Source organism: Nocardia vermiculata NBRC 100427, assembly GCF_001613265.1.
GTDB classification, from domain to species: domain Bacteria; phylum Actinomycetota; class Actinomycetes; order Mycobacteriales; family Mycobacteriaceae; genus Nocardia; species Nocardia vermiculata.
Genome location: NZ_BDCA01000002.1, coordinates 318,849 through 337,281 on the forward strand (window position 1 = coordinate 318,849; position 18,433 = coordinate 337,281).

The window sequence follows — 18,433 nt, forward strand, 5'->3', positions numbered from 1 at the left end:
CGATGGCACCGATCCTCACCAACTACGGCTCCCGATCGACCGTGCAGAAACTGAAGCACTGCTACGACGAGCGGTCGCCGATCCACTGCGAGATGAGCTGACTTCTAGCCCGGCCCGGTGATCACCCCCCCTGGTGGTCAGGCGTAGTCAGGACGTAGTTTCGGCGGGATGGGCGGCCGGCTCGGGAGCCGGTACGGCCAGTGCTGCCAGCAGTTGCAGGGCAGTAGCGGTGTCGGATCCCTGAGGGGCGCTGTAGATCATCATGGTCATGTCCGGGTCGTCGGGCGCACGCATGGCGACGTAGTCGAGGGCGAGTTCCCCGATCCGGGGGTGGCGGAACCGCTTTCGGCCGCGCGTCTTGGCGTGCACGTTGTGGGCTGCCCACAGGCGCCGGAAGTCGCTGTCGGCCAAGGAGAGTTCGCCGACGAGACTTGCCAGTTGCGGGTCGTCGGGGTGGCGGCCGGCGTCGTAGCGCAGATTGGCGACGGTGTCGCGAGCTTTGGTTTCCCAGTCGGGGTAGAGATCTCGTGACGCTTCGTCCAGAAACACCAGCCGAGCCATATTCCGTTCCGTGGCGGGAAGTGCGGGGAAGTCGGCGATGAGCAGTCGAGCCTGGTCGTTCCAGGCAAGGATGTCCAGGCGCCGGCCGATGATATAGGCAGGGACTCCGGCGAGAGCCTCGAGAGCTTGGCGCATTTCGAGGCCGACCTGCTGGGGCCGACTCGGACGCTTGCGAGGTGGGGCGGGTTTGGCGAGGTTGTGCAGGTGCGTGCGTTCGTCAGCGTCGAGCTGTAGGGCGCGGGCCACCGCATCGAGCACGTCCGGAGAGACGTTTCGGGCACGCCCTTGCTCGAGCCGCGTGTAGTAGTCGACGCTGACCCCCGCCAGCAGTGCCAGTTCCTCGCGGCGCAGGCCGGGCACTCGGCGCCGGCCACCGAAATCGGCAGCACCGGCATCGTCCGGTCGCAGGCGAGCGCGGCGGGTCTTGAGGAACTCGCTGAGCTGTCGGGCACGATCCATGTTCTCCAGTCTCCATCACGTCCCGTCCGTTCTGCCTGGTCCTGCCGGACCCAGGCTGGACCGATCCCGGTTGATCAGAGCACTGGGTGCAACCGTTGCACGGCGACACGATGGACACCGTTCGCTCAGCGAGCACCACAATCGCACCGACTCATGAGGAGAGACCCATGTCGAACACCCTGTCCATCATCGCCGCCTTCGTCGCCAAGCCAGGACAGGAACAGCGGCTGCTTGACGAGTTGACCGCGATGATCGCCCCCTCGCTGGCAGAGGAGGGCTGCCTGGGCTACCACCCGTACACCGACCCGACCCGCGCGGACCGAATGATCATCGTGGAGGAGTGGACCGACGCCGAAGCGTTGGACCACCACTTCGGCCTGCCGCATTTCACCCAGGTGGCCGCGGCATTGGAAGAGATTCTCGCCGAACCGTTCAGCTTGCGCCGGCTGACCGACGCCCCGGCCTGAATCAACGAATCCACCTCGACCTCAACTTAAGTCTGGGCCACCCCACCTCGGCTGGGTACCGACTCGCCGACGGTGTCGCACCAGCCCTGGCCCCGCGAGCCCGGATCGGCGGTCAGTGGATCACCTGCTCCGGAATCGGGTCGATAGCGTGCGGCGGCGCCTGGGGCGACAGTTCATACCGCACGTCGGCTCGGCCGGTCGGGTTCGCGTTCGGGTCGCCGGGGTTCAGCCACCGGAAGGACACCGTGATCTGACCGGGCGCTTCACTGCCTACGACGCTGGTGAAGGCGGTCGGTTTCTCGGTTGCCGTGCCCCCGTACTTGGCGTGGTCGAACAGCAGGATGTGCGTGGGTGAGCTGCCTGTTGCGCCCTCCGGGTCGACTCGCACCCAGTTGAGCGCGCAGTCGATAGACGATCCATTGCCGGTCACCTGCCACGGTACGTCCGGGAACGCTTGGGGTAGCTGCCCGACGGCCTCGTTCACCCGGTCAGTGGGGAGGGCGGGGCAGGATTCGGGCGAGCCGGGAGCATCCGGGGCGGCCAGGGCGGTACCGGCGCCGAGCGTGCCAGCGGCGAATGTGAGCGCCAGTGCGACAACGGTCCTACGCATACAGGTCCTACGCATACAAAGGGATCCCTTCGTTCGACAGCAGGTACTCGGTACGTCGCCCGAGCACGCCGAGGTGTTAACCGATGGCTACCCGCCGATGGGGCCCGCCACACCGATACAGGCGTACCGGTGTGCCCGGTAGGCAACTGTCGTACCCGGGGCCGGGACAGGCAATTCCCCTGTCACGCCCTACTTTCCGGAGAATCGCCGCAATCGCTCGGAAACCACCTGCACCGAGAGGACGCTCAGATGATCTCTGCCGGCACTCGAGGACAGAAGTTCCACCTCCGATCGGTGCCGAAAATTCGACTCGATCGACATGGAGTCCGAAATACGACGCCGCGTAGACGACATATGCCGGGCGCAGAGAGAATTAATCTCCTTGGCGCGCCGACGATTTCACCGCAGTTACGGCAAATGACGGACTGATCCCAAAAGTGGATTCATTGTGAGTTCATACAGAGTTATATAACGTTAAGAGCAACAATTAATCACGTTCAGATAACACCACTACCAATAGTTATGGCGGCGCGAGGGTCGTCGCACAGTTGGAGCACACGAACAGGAGTGACAAATGGGTTCAGTTGATTTCGGTAGCCTCGGTGACCTGCTGGGTGCCTTCGGGGATATCTTCAGCGGCTTCGGTGGGCTGTCGAGCTTTTCCGCCGAATAGCCCATAGGCCACCCCGATGAACGGCCCGCTGGATGGCGTCCAGTGGGCCGTTCGTCGTCTGCGATGGCCGCGCCACTTTCCGTCCACGCCTTATTTCGCGGCCGACGGAGCGGTGGTCGGCGGCTCGGCGATCGACGGCGTGGTCGAACCGGCGGAGGTCGTCGAGGGGTGAGCGCTCGCCGATGCTTCCGGCGCGGCGGAGGTCGTGGTCGAGCCGTCCGGGACCGTGGTGGTTGTAGCCGGCGCCGCTGTCGCACTGGTCGGGGCGGTCGTCGTGGTCGGATCGGGCGTCACGGTGACCGTCGGGGTATCCGTCCGGGTCGGGGGCACGGTGGCGCCCGGTGGGCCGATGAAGATCCCGAAGTACGGCACACCCAGTTCGACCGACAGGCTCGCCGTGGCAGAGAAACTCGCCCCCATCGATGCGTCCGGCGAGCCCGGCTGCGGCGGAACTGTGGGCGTGACCGGTTGCGACTGCGTGGTCGTGACCGGCACGGATTCCGTGGTGGTGACGGTGACCGGCGCCGTTGTGGTGACCGTGCCGGTGTCGGCGGAGTCCGCGATCGGCCGGTCGGCCTCGGGGTCGGCAGTCGCCCCCGCCCTCGACAGACCTACCGACACCGGTTCCGCGTTGGGGGCTCCCGACGCGGGTTCGAAGGCCTCACCCCTGCTCAGGAGAGCGTTCCCGTCGAATATTCGCACCGTGGGCTCCCCCGCGACGGCCGCCGTACTCGCACCGGCCGGCGAGTCCGAATCCGCCTGCACCGTGAGCGTCACCCCGATCGCGGTACTGATCAACGCGGCTACCGCGCCCGCCCGGGTGACTTGCCGTTGCCACCGACCGCCCGAGTGTCCCGCGGTGCGCGGCACGATGTGTGTCGGCGAATCGGCCGCGTGATCCGGTCCTGCTGATTGTTCTGCGTTGTTGTCGACAGAGTGCATTCAACTACTGCTTTCTTCTTGCCCGAAAAGCGCCGACACCGGGTGGTGAATTCGCCACTTCTGCCGAATACCGATACGCGCAGGGCTATTCACCGAAACCGAGCAGCACACAGCGCCTCGCCCGGAGGCCGACTGGTGGGTCCGGGTACCTGCCGCCGAGGCGACGGTTTTATCCGAGTTACGAGACTTTCGGTGCGTCGGGATTCGAGTAGGGCGTCAGATCACGCAATCGCTGCCAATGCGCTCGCTGCAGTTCGCCTGCGCGCGTGAGGAAGTCGGCTATGGTTTCCAGTTCGGCCGAGTCGTACCAACTCAGCAACATCTTGTAGGTCTCGACGATCATCGGAACGACGATTTCTTGTACGCGACGGGCCGCGAGTTCGGTGGCCATCACGATCACGCGGCGGCGATCGGTCGGGTGCAACGATCGGACGATGTACCCCTGCTTCTCCAGACGGTTGAGCATGATGGTGACACCTGCCGCGGTGAGGCCGAGCCGTTCGGCCAGCATGCCCGGGGTCGTGGACTTCTCCTCTTCGAGCAGGACGATCTCCAGTGCGCGCCGGTCGGTTTCGTTCACACCCAACACTCTGATCAGCTCGCGGATCAGGTCCTCGGCGGTGCCGTGGTAGAACTCCAGCGCCTCCTTGAGCTCCACCGAGATACGGGCAGGTTCGGTTGTTCTCGGGCACACAGACTTTCCCCTCGATCACTTGAATCAGGATGGCGCTCAGCGAAAGTCACCGATCGGGGCGCGCTGGGTGGCGGTGGGGGTCCCTGCCGGGCGTTCGAAGCGGGCATGTGGGCTCCTGTCAATCGATTGCCCTCTCGCCCGAACCAGGCTGGAGGACATCACGAAAGGACACCGCTCCGGTCGTCGCAGCGACCGTGGCCGTGCCGGACATGCACTGTACGACACAACTATCGGGAACTGTGGTCACTCGATCCCGGTCGGTGAGACCCGGGCCGGATTGCCGAGACAGCCCGGCCCGGGTCCACCAGCGGCCGCCGGTCACCACACCGTTACACCTTTCCGCTGCCTCAGCTGACCGTCGTGGTGGTGAGGGTCGGAGACGACGGATCCGGGAAGCACGAGGTCGCGACGTTGCCGACCAGATTCACATTGGTCGTCATCGTCATGCCGGGATCGCTGAAGCTGGTCCCCGCGTACTTGCTCGTGATCGGTGTTCCGGCACTGCCGGCGGTGACATTGATGGTCACCGCCGGTGGCGTGAAGGTGGTGCCACCGGCGATCGGACCCGGCACGGTCAAAACGACGTTCCCACCCGACGTGGCGACGGTACCGGGCACGGTGCCTCCGGAAACGGTGGCCGAAACCAATGTCGAATTCTCCGGAGTGGGGACGATCATCTTCAGGTCGCTGATATTGTTCACGGTGAAGCCGGAGGCCGAACTGGGAACCGACGACTCACCCGGCGTGAGGGTAATCGCCACTGCGGAACCCGAGGCCGCCGAACTCGGCGCATCGCCGGTGACGGACGTGGCCATACTGGAGGTTTGGCCGATACCGAGAACGGTGCCCTTACAGCTCCAGTTCACGTCGACAGGAGCGGCGTTTGCCGGTGCCGCCAAACAAAAGACGGTGGCGACGGCCATCGGGGCAAGAACACCGGCACGCAGCAAGGATGTCATGGATCGCATGGGTATCTCCAGGAAATGTAGAGTAATACTGGGATTTAAAATATAGCGTGTTCTCATCATTTCCGGGCCGAAATCGCAAATCGAATCCTCACCATGTAATTTATTTATCTGCTATTAAATATTCACTATGGAAAGTTAATTCTCGGCAAGATTTTCCTACCCGAATGAATGGGTTCGAAACACATCACCTCAGGTGCGCCCCGGAAAGAAACGCCCTGCAATTCGATATGATTCGGGTCTCGATATGAGATTACATATGTTCTTGCCGATTACCGGCTTCCGTGCGGTTACCGTTACCGGCACCCTCGCGCCGACCACCACAATCCGATGCCGGGACTGCTCGGCCGACGGCCTGCCGGTACGCAGGTATCGGCCCGGTGGCGCTCCTGCGCGCCTATCGTTGTCCACACCGGAACTGATGAGCCGACCCGGACGGAGATCGCGTCATGGATGAAGGCGAGAAGCGGACAGCGCATCGTGCTCTGGTGGACAGCGTCCTGCGCGGTAAGGGGGCAGCCGCCACGGATCTGCGTGCTCGCGCTTTCCACAACGAGAAGCTGCCGGCACCGTTGTTCACGGTGATCGACAAGGTGGCCTCCCGGCCGACAGAGATCTCCGATCAGGACTTCGAGACGGCGAAGTCCGCGGGATTCAGCGAGGATCAGCTGTTCGAGCTGGTGATATCGGCGGCGGTCGGGCAGTCGTCGCGGATGTACGAGCGCGGCCTGGCCGCCTTGGCCGAGGCCGGCGGCGAGGAGGTCCGATGATGCGACTCGACATCCTCGAGCACGGGTATCGGCCGACGACGAAGCTGCTGTTTCAGCTGGTACGGACGTTCACCGGGCAGCCACTACCGGATGCCGCACGCCTGACCTTCTACCGGCCGGACTTCTACGGGAAGCGGGCGAAGGAGTTCACCCAGGCCGCGATGCGCGGGCCGTCGCCGTGGTCGGTGGCCGACCGTGAACTCATGGCAGCCTACGTCTCCGTAGTCAACGACACCGCGTTCTGCATCGGCGCCCACACCGCGACCGCCGCGCTGGCGTACGGCGACGAGGCGAAAGTCCGGGCAATCCTGCAGGATCCGGAATCCGCCGCGATCGGCGAGCCCCTGCGAGCGACGCTGCGGATGCTCGACATCCTCACGCGCACCGGCACAGTGAGTGCCGCGCAGATGCGTGCGGTCCTGTCCGCCGGCGCCACCCGCGAACAGGTCGAGGACGCCCTGGCGGTCTGCGCCGCCTTCAACATCACCGATCGTCTCGCCGACGCCTTCGGGTTCGCGGTGCTCAGCCCCGCGGGGTTCGAATCCGGGGCGAAGTACCTCCTGAAACGCGGCTACCGCTGAAGCGCATCCGGCGCTCGGCCGGGTGGGATGCGGGGCGAACGGCCTCGTAAAGGTCGTCGACGAGCGGTGGCGGAGCTGTAGTGCGGCGGTCGTCGTGCGCGACGATTTCCGGTCAGCCGGTGCTTTTCGGCCGGTCGGAGATTCCCAGGCGCAGGTGTTCACTGTGATAGATCGCTTCGTCCAGCAACTGGGCGACATGCGCGTCGTAGAGGCTGTAGACGATCGAGCGGCCGGTGCGGGTTCCGACTACCAAACCGAGGTTGCGCAGCAGACGTAGCTGATGTGAGACGGCCGATTGCCCCATCCCGACGGCCTCGGCCAGCACACCCACCGACTGGGGTCCGTGCCGCAACTCGGTCAGGATCAACAGACGGCTCGGCGTGGCCAATGCCTGCAGTGTTGTCGCGACATGCGCCGCCGATTCGGGATCCAGGCGGCCGATCGCGCGATCGCGACCTTCGACCCCATGTCCCATGGCAGGAAGCGTACCGTACGAGTACAGATGAACATCTCTTCATATGTACTGTTATAGTTTCCACCTCGACCCCCTGGAGGTGATTCGTGGCCGCACCGGCTCACACCCCGGCCCGTCCGGCCGCGACCGCACCGGCAGTGACCGGGCATCGAACCGAGTTGTTCGCGCTCCCCGAAATGCGCTGGGCAGCAGCGGCTCTGGCCTTGTTTCTGCTCGGCCTCGCCGCACAGCTCACCGGACTGCCCTCATGGTTGTGGTGGGCGCTGTATCTGAGCTGCTACTGCGCCGGCGGCTGGGAGCCCGGCCTGGCAGGCCTGCGGGCCCTACGCGACCGAACCCTCGATGTGGATCTCCTGATGGTGGTGGCCGCCATCGGCGCGGCGGCGATCGGCCAGATCACCGACGGCGCGCTGCTGATCGTCATCTTCGCCACCTCCGGCGCGCTGGAGGCTCTCGCCACCGCCCGCACCGAGGATTCCGTCCGCGGCCTGCTCGACCTCGCGCCCGACACCGCTACCCGCATCCACGCCGACCGCGAACAGACCGTGCCGGTCACCGATCTCGAGGTCGCCGATGTGCTGATCGTCCGACCCGGTGAGCGAATCCCCGCCGACGCCACCGTCACAGCAGGGGGCAGCGAGGTCGATCAGGCCACCATCACCGGCGAACCGCTCCCCGTCGACAAGGGCGTCGGCGACGAGGTTTTCGCCGGAACACTCAACGGCACCGGAACATTGCGTATTCGGGTGGACCGGCGCGCCACCGAATCGGTTGTCGCCCGGATCGCCGTCCTCGTCGACGAAGCCGGCCGCACGAAGGCCCGGACCCAGCTGTTCATCGAGAAGGTCGAGCAGCGGTACTCGATCGCCATGGTCGCGGCGACCGTCGCGGTATTCGTGATCCCGCTGCTGTTGGGCGATACTTTGGACCGGGCGCTGCTGCGGGCGATGACGTTCATGATCGTCGCCTCCCCCTGTGCGGTCGTGCTGGCAACCATGCCGCCGCTGCTGGCCGCCATCGCCACTGCCGGACGTCACGGTGTACTGGTCAGATCAGCGGTCGCGATGGAACAACTCGGCACTGTCACCCACATCGCATTCGACAAGACCGGCACGCTGACTCGTGGCACACCCGAAGTGGTCGAAGTCCATTCCCGTACCGCGGCGGTGGACGACGCCACCGTGATCCGGCTCGCCGCGACCGCCGAACACCCCAGTGAGCATCCACTGGCCGCCGCCATCGTCCGCGCCGCCCACGACCGCGGTCTGCGGCCGCCATACCCCGAGGAGTTCACAGCCCATCCCGGACGCGGTGTCACCGCGCGCGTCGACGGTCACGTCATCGGAGTCGGCGCACCGGCAACACGGTCCCGCCGCGGACACGAGGCGACCTTCGCCGCGATCGACGCCGTTCAGCAGCGCGGCCACACCGCGGTCGTCGTGACCCGCGACGACGACCCGATCGGGGTACTGGCCCTCGCCGACCAGCTCCGGCCGGAAGCAGCCGCGGCGGTGCGCGCCGCCCGCACGGTCACCGGCACCACACCCGCGCTCCTCACCGGCGACAACGAGTCCACCGCAGACCGGATCGGCGAGCGCCTGGGCATCACCGACATCCACGCGGAGCTACTCCCCGCCGACAAGGTCGATACCGTCCGTGCCCTGCAAGCAGGCGGCGCCAAGGTGGCCATGGTGGGCGATGGCATCAACGACGCGCCGGCGCTCGCCGCCGCCCATGCTGGAATCGCGATGGGCCGCAGCGGATCCGACCTCGCCGTGCAGACCGCGGACGCCATCGTGGTCCGCGACGACCTCACCACCGTCGCGACCGTCATCGCGCTGTCGCGCCGCGCCCGCCGCGTGATCACCGCAAACCTGGCCATCGCCGCCACCTTCATCGCGGCACTGACGCTCTGGGACCTCATCGGTACTCTCCCGCTGCCCTTGGGCGTAGCAGGGCACGAGGGTTCCACAATCCTGGTCGGCCTCAACGGATTACGGCTGCTGCGAGCAGCCGCCTGGCGCCGCGCCGCAACCACACCGCGCTGACCTACGGGTCGTCGGCCATTCGATACTCCCCCGCTTCGAGCATGCTCGCGCCCTGGCCATGCTGATCGACATCCACACGGCCGCCGACGACAGCGAGCGCGCGACGCACCGACGCCGCGAGCTCGAGACGCTACAGCCGACCGACGCCGATCGCGGGCTGCTCCGTGCGGAGTTCCCCGGCCTGCTGGACTGACTACTTCCCGCCCTGACCTCTTCTCGCGTTTCAATCCGCGGCCCGGGTCTGTGCGAAGTCCATGGGTGCCGTTCGAATTCGGTACATCCGACACGAACGAGAGGGGCCCGAGTAGTGGGGAAACGGCGATCGATACGCAGGACGAGTACGCGGTGGCTGCTGGCCACCGCACTCGCCACGGGATGTCTGGCCGGCATTTCCGGTACCGCCGCCGCGGCGCCGCCGGACGCCCGGGTGGTCTCGGCGGAGCACACCGGCGACCGGCAGGAAACGGTCATGGTGTATTCGCCGGCCATGGATCGCCCCATCCCCGTACTGGTTGTGCATGCCGCGGATACGACGAGGCCACGCCCTACCCTGTACCTGCTCAACGGTTCCCAGGGCGGCCCGGGGGAAAGCGGTTGGGACGCCCAGACCGATGCGCTGCGGTTCCTGCACGATCAGGACGTCAACGTGGTGAATCCGTTCGGGGGCGCCAGCTCGTACTACACCGACTGGATCCACGACGATCCGGTGCTTGGCCGCAACAAGTGGCAGACCTTCCTGAACGAGGAGCTGCCGCCGGTCATCGAGAAGTTCCTGGGAGCCGACGGGAATCGCGCGCTGGCGGGTGTGTCGATGAGTGGCACCTCGGTGCTGAACCTGGCCATTGCCAAACCCGGATTCTGGAAAAGTGTTGCCTCCTACAGCGGTTGCGCGCAGACCTCCGATCCGATCGGACACGAATTCGTCCGGCTGACGGTGGAGAACTGGGGTGGCGGTCGCAGTGTCGAGAACATGTGGGGCCCGGCCGGTGGTCCGCTGTGGCGGGCCAACGATCCGTTGCTCAATGCCGAGCGTTTGCGTGGCACCGCCGTCTATCTGAGTGCGGGCAGCGGCCTCCCCGCGGCACCACACGACACTCCAACGGATCGGCGGGTGGCCGAGGGCCGGATCCCATTGCCGGTGCAGATCGCCTTCGGCGGTCCCATCGAGGCGGCGGTGCATTACTGCACGGTCAATCTCACCCGGCGCCTACACGAGCTGAATATCCCGGTGACAGTGGATGATCGCCCGGTAGGCACCCATTCCTGGGGCTATTGGGAGGACGATCTGCACGAGTCCTGGCCGTTCCTGGCCGGAACGATCGGGAGCCGCGCCGACTGATCGGGAACCAGCGGCCGGACGCTGCGGAGTCAGCGGCCGGACGCGGTGACCGCGAACCCGGCATCGAATGCGGCGGCACTCACCGCGTCCAGGCCGAATGCGTCGATCGGTCCCAACGCGCCGGTGCCGCGCAGGCCGCCGTCCAGTGCGGTCTGCGCGCCCCACGCGAGGGTCGCGGCGGTGAAATCATAGGGATCGCCACCGGCGAGGGTGATCGAGGACAGCACCCGGCCGGCATTGTCGCGTGCCTCCGCGACCGCCCAGGTTCGGTTCCTCGACCGCGCCGAGGTACTGGGACCGCCCGTGGAGCCTTTGACAAGACTGTGCAATGCCTTCTCCGCCAGCTGTTCCACCGGTGCCACGCGTGCGGTGGCGTCGGTGATCAGGGAGGTGAGCTGGAAACCCCGAGCCACCACGGCCGCCGGCAGGCCGAGGTAGACGTCGGCTTCGCGCAAGTTCGGATAGGAGCGACGCAGAGCGAAATGCTCCGAGCCGGGGATCGACGCACCGGTGCGGGCGTGGCCTTCGACGTCGAAAGTGTGGATCCGTTCACCGGTTCGCACCGGCACGACGTCCCCACCGCGCAAGGCGAATCCACGCTCGAACAGCATTCCGGCCACCGACGCGCGGGTGCCGCCGCTGGTTCCCGGAGTGTCGATGAAGTAGCCGATATCGACGCGGACCGCATCCGGGGCGTCGCGCAACGCCAGGGCACCGGCGAGATTGCCGGGCACATAGTCGAATCCGAACCCGCTCAACAGCCCGACACCGGCCTGGCGCGCCTGCTCGTCGTGCTCGAAGACCGTACGGATGAACGGTCCTTCCCCGGTCGAATCGAAATAGTGCGCACCCGCGTCCAGCGCCGCGGCGAGGGCCGGACCCCCGTAGCGCAGGAACGGGCCGACCGTCGTGATCAACACATCGCCGCGGTCCAGGAGGGCGCGCACCGAGGCAGGATCGGAGACATCGGCGACCGCGGTGTCGGCGCCACCGAGTTCATCGGCCAGTGTCCGCAGCGCGGTCGGGTTGCGGGCGGCCAGGAGCGGAGACATTCCCAGCGACAGCAGGACCTCCGCGGTCAACCGGCCGGTGTACCCGGTGGCCCCGAAAACAACAATCTTCGGCAATGTGATCACCCGTTTCCGGTCGTATCCGTCCGCATCGTTTATTCGGCCCCGTCGAGCCAGTCCGCCAGTTGCGGGATATCGGTCCGGGCCACGCCGACGAACTTCGGGTCACGTTTCTCCAGGAAGGCGGCCACTCCCTCGCCGATATCCTTGCCGCGCAAGGCATGTGGGATGGTCTTGCGGTCCAGCCGGAACGCGGCCTCGGGGCTGCCGTGCGCGGTCATCGCGGTCAGCCCGCGCCGGATCACGGCCGCCGAGGTGGGGGCCATCTGTGTGGCCAGTTCGCGGGCCAGGGTGTAGGCGGCCTCGCTCAATTCCGCACGCGGGTGCAGGCTGGTGACGAGGCCGGCCGACAGGCCCTCGGACGCATCGACGAGACGGCCGGTGAGCATCCATTCCTTGGCCTTGGCCAGGCCGACCAACTGCGGCAGGTACCAGAGCGACCCGGCTTCGGGGGCCAGGCCGCGGCGGCCGAAAACGAATCCGAAGCGCGCATCGTCGGCGGCGAGCCGGAAGTCGGCGGGCAGTGTCATGGTGATGCCGACACCGACCGCCGCACCCGGGATCGCGACGATGATCGGCTTGTTCGAGTTCGTCATCGGCCGTGCGACGCGGGTGGCCCACTCCACCCATTCCGGGTCCTCCATATCCTCCGGCTCGCCCTGTACGGACATGTCCATACCGACACAGAAGTAGTCGCCGGAGGCGGTGAAGACGACCACCTTCACCGCATCATCGGCGTCGGCGCGGGTGAACGCGTCGGACAGTTCGTTCGACATGGCCGCGGTGAAACCGTTGCGTGCCTCGGGCCGGTGCAGGGTTATGGTCGCGATCGCATCGGTGACGTCGTACTTGATGGTCTCGTAGGTCATCGCTGCACCTTTGTTGTCGAGCGGTCGATAGCCCGATACTACGACGGCCGGGACGGCACGGACAGCTCCCGCCGCCGCACCGTACCGGCCGTCCCCTCACTCGATGCGCCGCACCAGCTCGGCAGCCGGATTGAGGCGGGCACCGAAGGATTCCCACACCGAGCCGTCGGCGACCCGCTCCAGGGTGTAGCGCCGTTTGCCGTAGCACGCACGGGATTTCGTCGACAGTGGCGCTGCCCCGAGCAGCCGGTAGAGATGGCCGTCGATGCGCAGTGTCTGTTCCATGAGCCTGCTCTCCTCTCGATACCGGATCTCGATCGAGACCAAGATCGCAGGCAGAGGCTGAGGGCAGGCTGAAGTGAGCTGAAGACCGCTTCAGGTGAGCACCGAGCGCTGGTCGGCGCCGACGTATTCGCTCAGCGGGCGGATCAGCGAGTTGGACGCACCCTGCTCGATGATGTGCGCCGTCCAGCCGGTGATGCGACTCATCACGAAGATCGGTGTGAACACCTCGATATCGAATCCGAGCAGGTAATACGCCGGGCCGGTGGGGAAATCGAGATTCGGTTCGATCCCCGTGACCTCGACCATGGTGCGCTCCAGGATGTCGTACATCTCGACCCACCGCTGCCCGTCGGTCCTGGCGGCAATGTCGAGTAGCGCCTTCTTCATCGTCGGCACCCGGGAATCCCCGTTCTTGTAGACGCGGTGCCCGAAACCCATCACCTTGTCCTTGTTCGCCAGCTTGCTACGCAACCACTGCTCGGCGCGCGCCGGATCACCGATCTCGAGCATGTCGTGCATCACCGCCTCGTTGGCACCGCCGTGCAGCGGGCCCTTGAGTGCACCGATGGCAGCGGTGACGGCACTGTAGATATCCGACTGCGTCGAGGTGACCACTCGCGCGGCGAAAGTGGAGGCATTGAAGCTGTGCTCGGCATACAGAATCAGCGATACCTCGAAGGCCTTCACCAATTCCGGCGCGGGCGCCTGCTCGAAGCACATGGTCAGGAAGTTCTCGGCGAAACCCAGCTGCGGGTCCGGCGCGACCGGATCCAGGCCACGCCTGCGGCGGTGGTCGGCAGCCACGATGGTGGGCAGCACGGCGAGCATCCGTAATGCCTTGTCCCGGTTGGCCATCGGGGAGTTGTCGTCCTCGGCCGGGTCCTCGGCACCCAGATAGCTGATCGCGGTGCGGACCACATCCATGGGATGGCAGTTCTCGGGCAGTTTCGCCACCAGCGACAGCAGTGAGCGGTCCGCGCGCCGATACGCCCGTTCCCGCCGGCAGAACCGGTCGAGCTGCGGTGCGTCGGGGAGCTCGCCACGCCACAGCAGATAGGCAACCTGCTCGAAGCTGCAGTGTGCGGCCAGGTCCTGCACCGCGTAACCGCGGTAGATGAGCGAGTTTGTTTCCGGTACCACCTTGGAGATCGCGGTGGTGTCGGCGACGACCCCCGCCAGGCCCTTGGAGATGGTGGGGGTTGCGTGCTTCGCCGTCACTGGTGCCTCCCCAGGCTGAAATTGTAGATATCGGAATCGAATTCGTTGTAGCGCTCGTACTGCAGCAATTCGTAGAGGCGGCTGCGGTGCTGCATCCGGTCGAGCAGGCCCGATTGGGTACCCGTCTCGTAGATCTCGCGCAGCCCGGTCTCGGCCGCCCACATCGCCAGGCGCAGCGTGGACACCGGATAGATGACCGCGTTGTAGCCGATCGACTCCAGCGTCTGCGCCGGCAGCAGCTCGGTCTTGCCGAACTCGGTCATATTGGCCAGCAGTGGAATCGACACCCCCGACCGGAATTTCTCGAATTCGGCGACGGTGTGCAGCGCCTCGGTGAAGATCAGGTCCGCACCCACCTCGGCATACGCCTGCGCTCGCTCGATCGCGGCATCGATCCCTTCGATTCCGGCGGCGTCGGTGCGGGCGCAGATCACGAAGTTCGGGTCGCGACGCGCGGCGACCGCGGCACCGAGACGGCGCACCATCTCGTCGGTGGGTACGACCTCTTTGCCGTCGAGATGGCCGCAGCGCTTGGGGTTGACCTGGTCTTCCAGGTGCAGTCCCGCGATACCGGCGTCCTCGAGCAGGGTGACGGTGCGGGCAGCGCTCATCGGCTCACCGAAGCCGGTATCAGCATCGATCAGGACTGGTAGATCGGTTACCCGGGCGATCTGGCGACCACGTTCGGTGACCTCGGTCAGGGTGGTCAACCCGATATCCGGCAGCGCCAGCTCGGCCGAGACCACCGCACCGGAAACATAGACACCCTCGAAGCCGATTTCCTGAATCAGCTTGGCCACCAACGGGTTGAAGGCGCCCGGAACGCGCTGGAGGCGGCCAGAATTCAGCCCGTCGCGGAACGCGGCGCGCTTATCGGGGGCGGAGGTATTCGCGGCAAGTAGTCCGGTCATCAGAACAGTCCCTTCGGCGACCGAGGCGCGCGGGCGAGTACGTCCGCCGACACGGTGCAGGTGAGCTCCGGCAGCTCGGCAGCCGACAGCTCACCCGCGCGCTGGACCACTTCGAGGAAGCGGTCCTGTTCGGCGGGGTCGACCACTCCCTCGGCGAGAGTGCGGAATTTCGCGATGTACTGGTCACGGGCGAACGGGCGCGCGCCCAGGGGGTGGGCATCGGCGACGGCCAGTTCGTCCACGATCACCTCACCGCTTTTCAGGGTGACCTCGGCCCGCGCACCGAATGCCTTCTCGTTCGGGTCGGTCGAGTGGTAGCGCCGGGTCCATTCCGGATCCTCCGCGGTGGAGATCTTGTTCCACAGCTCGATGGTGTCCGGGCGCTGCGCCCGCTCGGGGGCATAGGAACGCTCGTGATGCCAGGTGCCGTCCTGCAGCGCGACCGCGAAGATGTACGTGACCGAGTGGTCGAGGGTTTCACGGGAGGCCCGCGGGTCGAACTTCTGCGGATCGCCTGAACCGGTGCCGATCACGTAGTGGGTGTGATGGCTGGTGTGCAGCACGATCGACGCGATCTGGTCCAGCTCGCCGATCCGGTCCCGCATGCGCCGCGCCAGGTCGATGGGCGCCTGGCTCTGATACTCGGCGGAGTGTTCCTTCGTATAGGAGTCGAGGATGGCGCGCTTGGCCTCGCCCGGACCGGGCAGCGGTACCGAGTACTCGGCCTTCGGGCCGCCGAGCATCCAGGCGATGACCCCGTCCTCCCCCTCCCAGATCGGTGCGGGCGCGCCCTCGCCGCGCATCGCCCGGTCGACGGCCTCGACGGCCATCTTCCCCGCGAAGGCCGGGGCGTAGGCCTTCCAGCTCGAGATCTCCCCCTTGCGGGACTGCCGGGTCGCGGTCGTGGTGTGCAGGGCCTGCCCGACCGCCTGATACACGGTATCGGTGTCGAGACCGAGCAGGGTGCCGATCCCGGCCGCCGCCGACGGGCCCAGGTGCGCGACGTGATCGATCTTGTGTTCGTGCAGGCAGATGGCGCGCACGAGGTCGATCTGGATCTCGTAACCGGTGGCCAATCCACGGATCAGGTCGCGGCCGGTGCGGCCGGCGTGCTGGGCCACCGCGAGGATCGGCGGAATGTTGTCACCGGGATGGGAGTACTCCGCGGCCAGGAACGTGTCGTGGAAGTCGAGCTCACGCACGGCGACACCGTTGGCCCAGGCCGCCCACTCGGGCGAGTAGCGGCCGTCCACGCCGAAGACCGTCGAACCCTGCCGGTACGGGTGCGCGAGTGCCTGCGCGCGGGCATTGGACACCGGCCGCCTGGTGAGCGAGGCGGCGGCGACCGCGGCGTTGTCGATGATCCGGTTGACGATCATCTCCTCGGTGTCCGCAGCGACCTCCACCGGATCGGTAGCGACCTCGGCCACCTTCCAGGCGAGGTGTTCCGCGCGCGGGAATTCCGCAGCGGAACGGTGGGTACGGACGAGATGATTCTTCACGGTCACAGGCCTCCGAGAACTCGGTCGATTCGCTCTCTTCCCACGCTAACGACGGTGCTCTGTACTCGAAATGCCTCGCAACTGCCGATTTATGTGTCGCCGATCCAGCAAAGTTGCGACAGTTGCGTAGTAGTCGGGAGCCGGGCGCGGCCCGGGCGAACGCAAAACGCCCGGCGGCGAAGCCGTGTCGTCGCACGGGTTCGCCGCCGGGCGGCGGTCTGCTTCGGGGGTGGTGGCCTACAGCTGAGCCCACACGGACTTGGTTTGCAGGTACGCCTCCACACCTTCGCGCCCGAATTCGTGTCCCCAGCCGGACTGTTTGTACCCGCCGAACGGCACCGCGTGGTCGAAGACCAGCTGGCTGTTCAACGTGACCGTTCCGGCCTGCAACCGCTTGGCGATGCGATGGGCCCGGCTCAGGTTGGTGGTCCAGGCGGTGGCCGCGAGGCCGTAGCTGGTGTCGTTGGCGAGTGCGACGGCCTCGTCGTCGTCTTCGAAGGGCAGCACGGTGACGACGGGGCCGAAGATCTCCTCGCGGTACAGCCGCGCACTGCGGTCGACATTCGTCAGCACCGTGGGATGCACGAAGTAGCCGCGCCGGTCGAGCCGGTGCCCGCCGGTCACCACCTCGACGCCGTCGCGTTTACCCTCGTCGATGTAGCCCATCACGCGGGTGAGCTGCTTCTGGCTGATCAGCGGGCCGATATTGCTGCCTTCCTCCTTCGGCCCGCCCAGTTTCAGCGAATTCGCGATCGTGGCAATACCTTCGACGACCTGGTCGTAGACGCCGCGTTGCACGAAGATGCGGGAGCCGCAGACACAGCCCTGGCCGGAATGCACGAAGATGCCCATCGAGGCCATCATGATCGCCATGTTCAGATCGGCATCGTCGTAGATCAGCACCGGGGACTTGCCGCCGAGTTCCAGCATGACCTTCTTGAGATTGCCGGCCGACGCCTCGACGATCTTCTTACCCACTTCGGTGGAACCGGTGAACGCGATCTTTTCCACGTCCGGATGCGCCACGAGCGCCGCGCCCGCGGTGTGACCGTAACCGTTCAGCAGGTTCACCACCCCGTCCGGTACGCCGGCTTCGGTGATCAGCCGGTCCAGCAGCAGCGCCGAAAGCGGTGTCTCCTCAGCAGGTTTGACGACACTGCTGCATCCGGCGGCCAGTGCGGGGGCGATCTTGGCGCAGGCGTTGAAGATCGGGCCGTTCCACGGGAAGATCAGCCCCACCACACCGTAGGGCTCCTTCAGTGTGTAGGCGTGCATCTCGGCGAACTCACCGGAGACGCCGCCCTCCATCTGCACCTCGTGCGCCGTGCCGTTCACCTTGGTGCACCAGCCGGCGTAGTAGCGGAAGAATTCGGCACAGGTGGGGACGATCATCCGCGCTTGCTCGATCGGCATACCGGTATTGAGCGAATCGAGCTGGGCGAACTCCTCGGCGTGCTGATCCATCAGGTCCGCGATGCGCCACATGATCCTGGCTCGCTGCCGGTCCGGCAGACCGTGCCAGACGCCCGCCTCGAATGCGGCACGCGCCCGGGCCACCGCATCGTCCACGGCCTCCGGACCGCAATCGGTGAACTCGGTGATCTGCTCCTCGGTGACCGGATCGATGACCGGGATCACCTCACCTTTACCGGGCCGTTGACGGAGTTCGTCCAGTACCGACTGCAGTGTCATATGCATTCCTTCCGTGCTGCCCGCCCACGCAGATCGCGCCCGTCCGGCCCTCGCGAGGCGCGCCCGCCGCACTGAAATCGCTTTATTCAGAAACAGATCTTCTATTCTCGAATAACGAGAATAGCATTACCCTCGACGTACGGGTACGACCGTCACGGTTTCATCGGCGCCTGCGGGGAACTCTCCTGGTGGATGAGCCGGTTGCCGAGCAGCTCGGCATACGGTGACTGCGACCGATCGAC

General features: G+C 66.1%; 19 protein-coding genes. 6 read left to right on the top strand and 13 right to left on the bottom strand.

The genetic code is table 11. The annotated features are described in order from the left end of the window. Positions 1 to 147: 147 nt before the first annotated feature. Complete coding sequence (locus tag NV2_RS05160) at positions 148 to 1,020, bottom strand: helix-turn-helix domain-containing protein (protein ID WP_067870032.1); 873 nt, start codon at positions 1,018 to 1,020, stop codon at positions 148 to 150. A 167-nt stretch (positions 1,021 to 1,187) separates the two neighbouring features. Between NV2_RS05160 and NV2_RS05165 the strand changes: the two genes are divergently transcribed. Continuing rightward, on the top strand, positions 1,188 to 1,487 hold the full coding sequence (locus tag NV2_RS05165; RefSeq protein WP_067870035.1) for a putative quinol monooxygenase: 300 nt from the start codon (positions 1,188 to 1,190) through the stop codon (positions 1,485 to 1,487). A 112-nt stretch (positions 1,488 to 1,599) separates the two neighbouring features. On the opposite strand, the gene NV2_RS05170 is transcribed toward NV2_RS05165, so the two are convergent. From NV2_RS05170 to NV2_RS32135, 4 genes are all read right to left on the bottom strand, one after another. Next, positions 1,600 to 2,097, bottom strand: coding sequence for an LppP/LprE family lipoprotein (locus tag NV2_RS05170; RefSeq protein WP_067870038.1), 498 nt, complete (start codon positions 2,095 to 2,097; stop codon positions 1,600 to 1,602). Between the two features lie 763 nt (positions 2,098 to 2,860). Continuing rightward, a complete protein-coding gene (locus NV2_RS05175) occupies positions 2,861 to 3,712 on the bottom strand; it encodes a hypothetical protein (RefSeq protein ID WP_067870039.1) in 852 nt (283 codons plus the stop codon). Between the two features lie 178 nt (positions 3,713 to 3,890). Then, positions 3,891 to 4,370 (bottom strand): MarR family winged helix-turn-helix transcriptional regulator, encoded by a 480-nt coding sequence (locus NV2_RS05180; protein ID WP_245662450.1) that lies wholly within the window; start codon positions 4,368 to 4,370, stop codon positions 3,891 to 3,893. Positions 4,371 to 4,753: 383 nt separating this feature from the next. Next, positions 4,754 to 5,374: a hypothetical protein gene (locus NV2_RS32135; RefSeq protein ID WP_245662451.1), complete on the bottom strand. Its 621-nt coding sequence runs from the start codon at positions 5,372 to 5,374 to the stop codon at positions 4,754 to 4,756. A gap of 446 nt (positions 5,375 to 5,820) precedes the next feature. Between NV2_RS32135 and NV2_RS05190 the strand changes: the two genes are divergently transcribed. Further along, a complete protein-coding gene (locus NV2_RS05190; protein ID WP_067870043.1) occupies positions 5,821 to 6,141 on the top strand; it encodes a carboxymuconolactone decarboxylase family protein in 321 nt (106 codons plus the stop codon). Then, positions 6,138 to 6,722 (top strand): carboxymuconolactone decarboxylase family protein, encoded by a 585-nt coding sequence (locus NV2_RS05195; protein ID WP_245662452.1) that lies wholly within the window; start codon positions 6,138 to 6,140, stop codon positions 6,720 to 6,722. The genes NV2_RS05190 and NV2_RS05195 overlap by 4 nt, the downstream gene beginning before the upstream one ends. Positions 6,723 to 6,834: 112 nt before the next feature. Here the strand turns inward: NV2_RS05195 and NV2_RS05200 are convergent, their stop codons facing one another. Then, a complete protein-coding gene (locus NV2_RS05200; protein WP_067870047.1) occupies positions 6,835 to 7,197 on the bottom strand; it encodes an ArsR/SmtB family transcription factor in 363 nt (120 codons plus the stop codon). An 86-nt stretch (positions 7,198 to 7,283) separates the two neighbouring features. Between NV2_RS05200 and NV2_RS05205 the strand changes: the two genes are divergently transcribed. The 3 genes from NV2_RS05205 (at position 7,284) to NV2_RS05210 (ending at position 10,584) form a co-directional block, all read left to right on the top strand. Continuing rightward, entirely contained in the window at positions 7,284 to 9,245 is a 1,962-nt protein-coding gene (locus tag NV2_RS05205; RefSeq protein ID WP_067870049.1) for a heavy metal translocating P-type ATPase, read from the top strand. Between the two features lie 58 nt (positions 9,246 to 9,303). Further along, the gene (locus tag NV2_RS32625; RefSeq protein ID WP_281198520.1) at positions 9,304 to 9,438 is read left to right on the top strand and encodes a hypothetical protein; all 135 of its coding nucleotides are present in this window, start codon (positions 9,304 to 9,306) and stop codon (positions 9,436 to 9,438) included. 114 nt (positions 9,439 to 9,552) lie between these two features. Further along, entirely contained in the window at positions 9,553 to 10,584 is a 1,032-nt protein-coding gene (locus tag NV2_RS05210) for an alpha/beta hydrolase (protein WP_084473900.1), read from the top strand. Between the two features lie 29 nt (positions 10,585 to 10,613). On the opposite strand, the gene NV2_RS05215 is transcribed toward NV2_RS05210, so the two are convergent. The 7 genes from NV2_RS05215 to NV2_RS05245 form a co-directional block, all read right to left on the bottom strand. Further along, entirely contained in the window at positions 10,614 to 11,711 is a 1,098-nt protein-coding gene (locus NV2_RS05215) for a saccharopine dehydrogenase family protein (protein ID WP_067870382.1), read from the bottom strand. A 38-nt stretch (positions 11,712 to 11,749) separates the two neighbouring features. Beyond that, positions 11,750 to 12,583, bottom strand: coding sequence for an enoyl-CoA hydratase-related protein (locus NV2_RS05220; RefSeq protein ID WP_067870050.1), 834 nt, complete (start codon positions 12,581 to 12,583; stop codon positions 11,750 to 11,752). 96 nt (positions 12,584 to 12,679) lie between these two features. After that, positions 12,680 to 12,868, bottom strand: a complete 189-nt coding sequence (locus NV2_RS05225) for a hypothetical protein (protein WP_067870053.1) — start codon at positions 12,866 to 12,868, stop codon at positions 12,680 to 12,682. Positions 12,869 to 12,958: 90 nt separating this feature from the next. After that, on the bottom strand, positions 12,959 to 14,086 hold the full coding sequence (locus NV2_RS05230; RefSeq protein ID WP_067870055.1) for a bifunctional 2-methylcitrate synthase/citrate synthase: 1,128 nt from the start codon (positions 14,084 to 14,086) through the stop codon (positions 12,959 to 12,961). Further along, the gene (gene prpB / locus NV2_RS05235) at positions 14,083 to 14,997 is read right to left on the bottom strand and encodes a methylisocitrate lyase (protein ID WP_067870057.1); all 915 of its coding nucleotides are present in this window, start codon (positions 14,995 to 14,997) and stop codon (positions 14,083 to 14,085) included. The genes NV2_RS05230 and prpB overlap by 4 nt, the downstream gene beginning before the upstream one ends. Further along, complete coding sequence (prpD, locus tag NV2_RS05240; RefSeq protein ID WP_067870384.1) at positions 14,997 to 16,499, bottom strand: 2-methylcitrate dehydratase PrpD; 1,503 nt, start codon at positions 16,497 to 16,499, stop codon at positions 14,997 to 14,999. The genes prpB and prpD overlap by 1 nt, the downstream gene beginning before the upstream one ends. A gap of 237 nt (positions 16,500 to 16,736) precedes the next feature. Then, positions 16,737 to 18,191, bottom strand: a complete 1,455-nt coding sequence (locus NV2_RS05245; RefSeq protein ID WP_067870059.1) for an aldehyde dehydrogenase family protein — start codon at positions 18,189 to 18,191, stop codon at positions 16,737 to 16,739. Between the last annotated feature and the right edge of the window lie 242 nt (positions 18,192 to 18,433).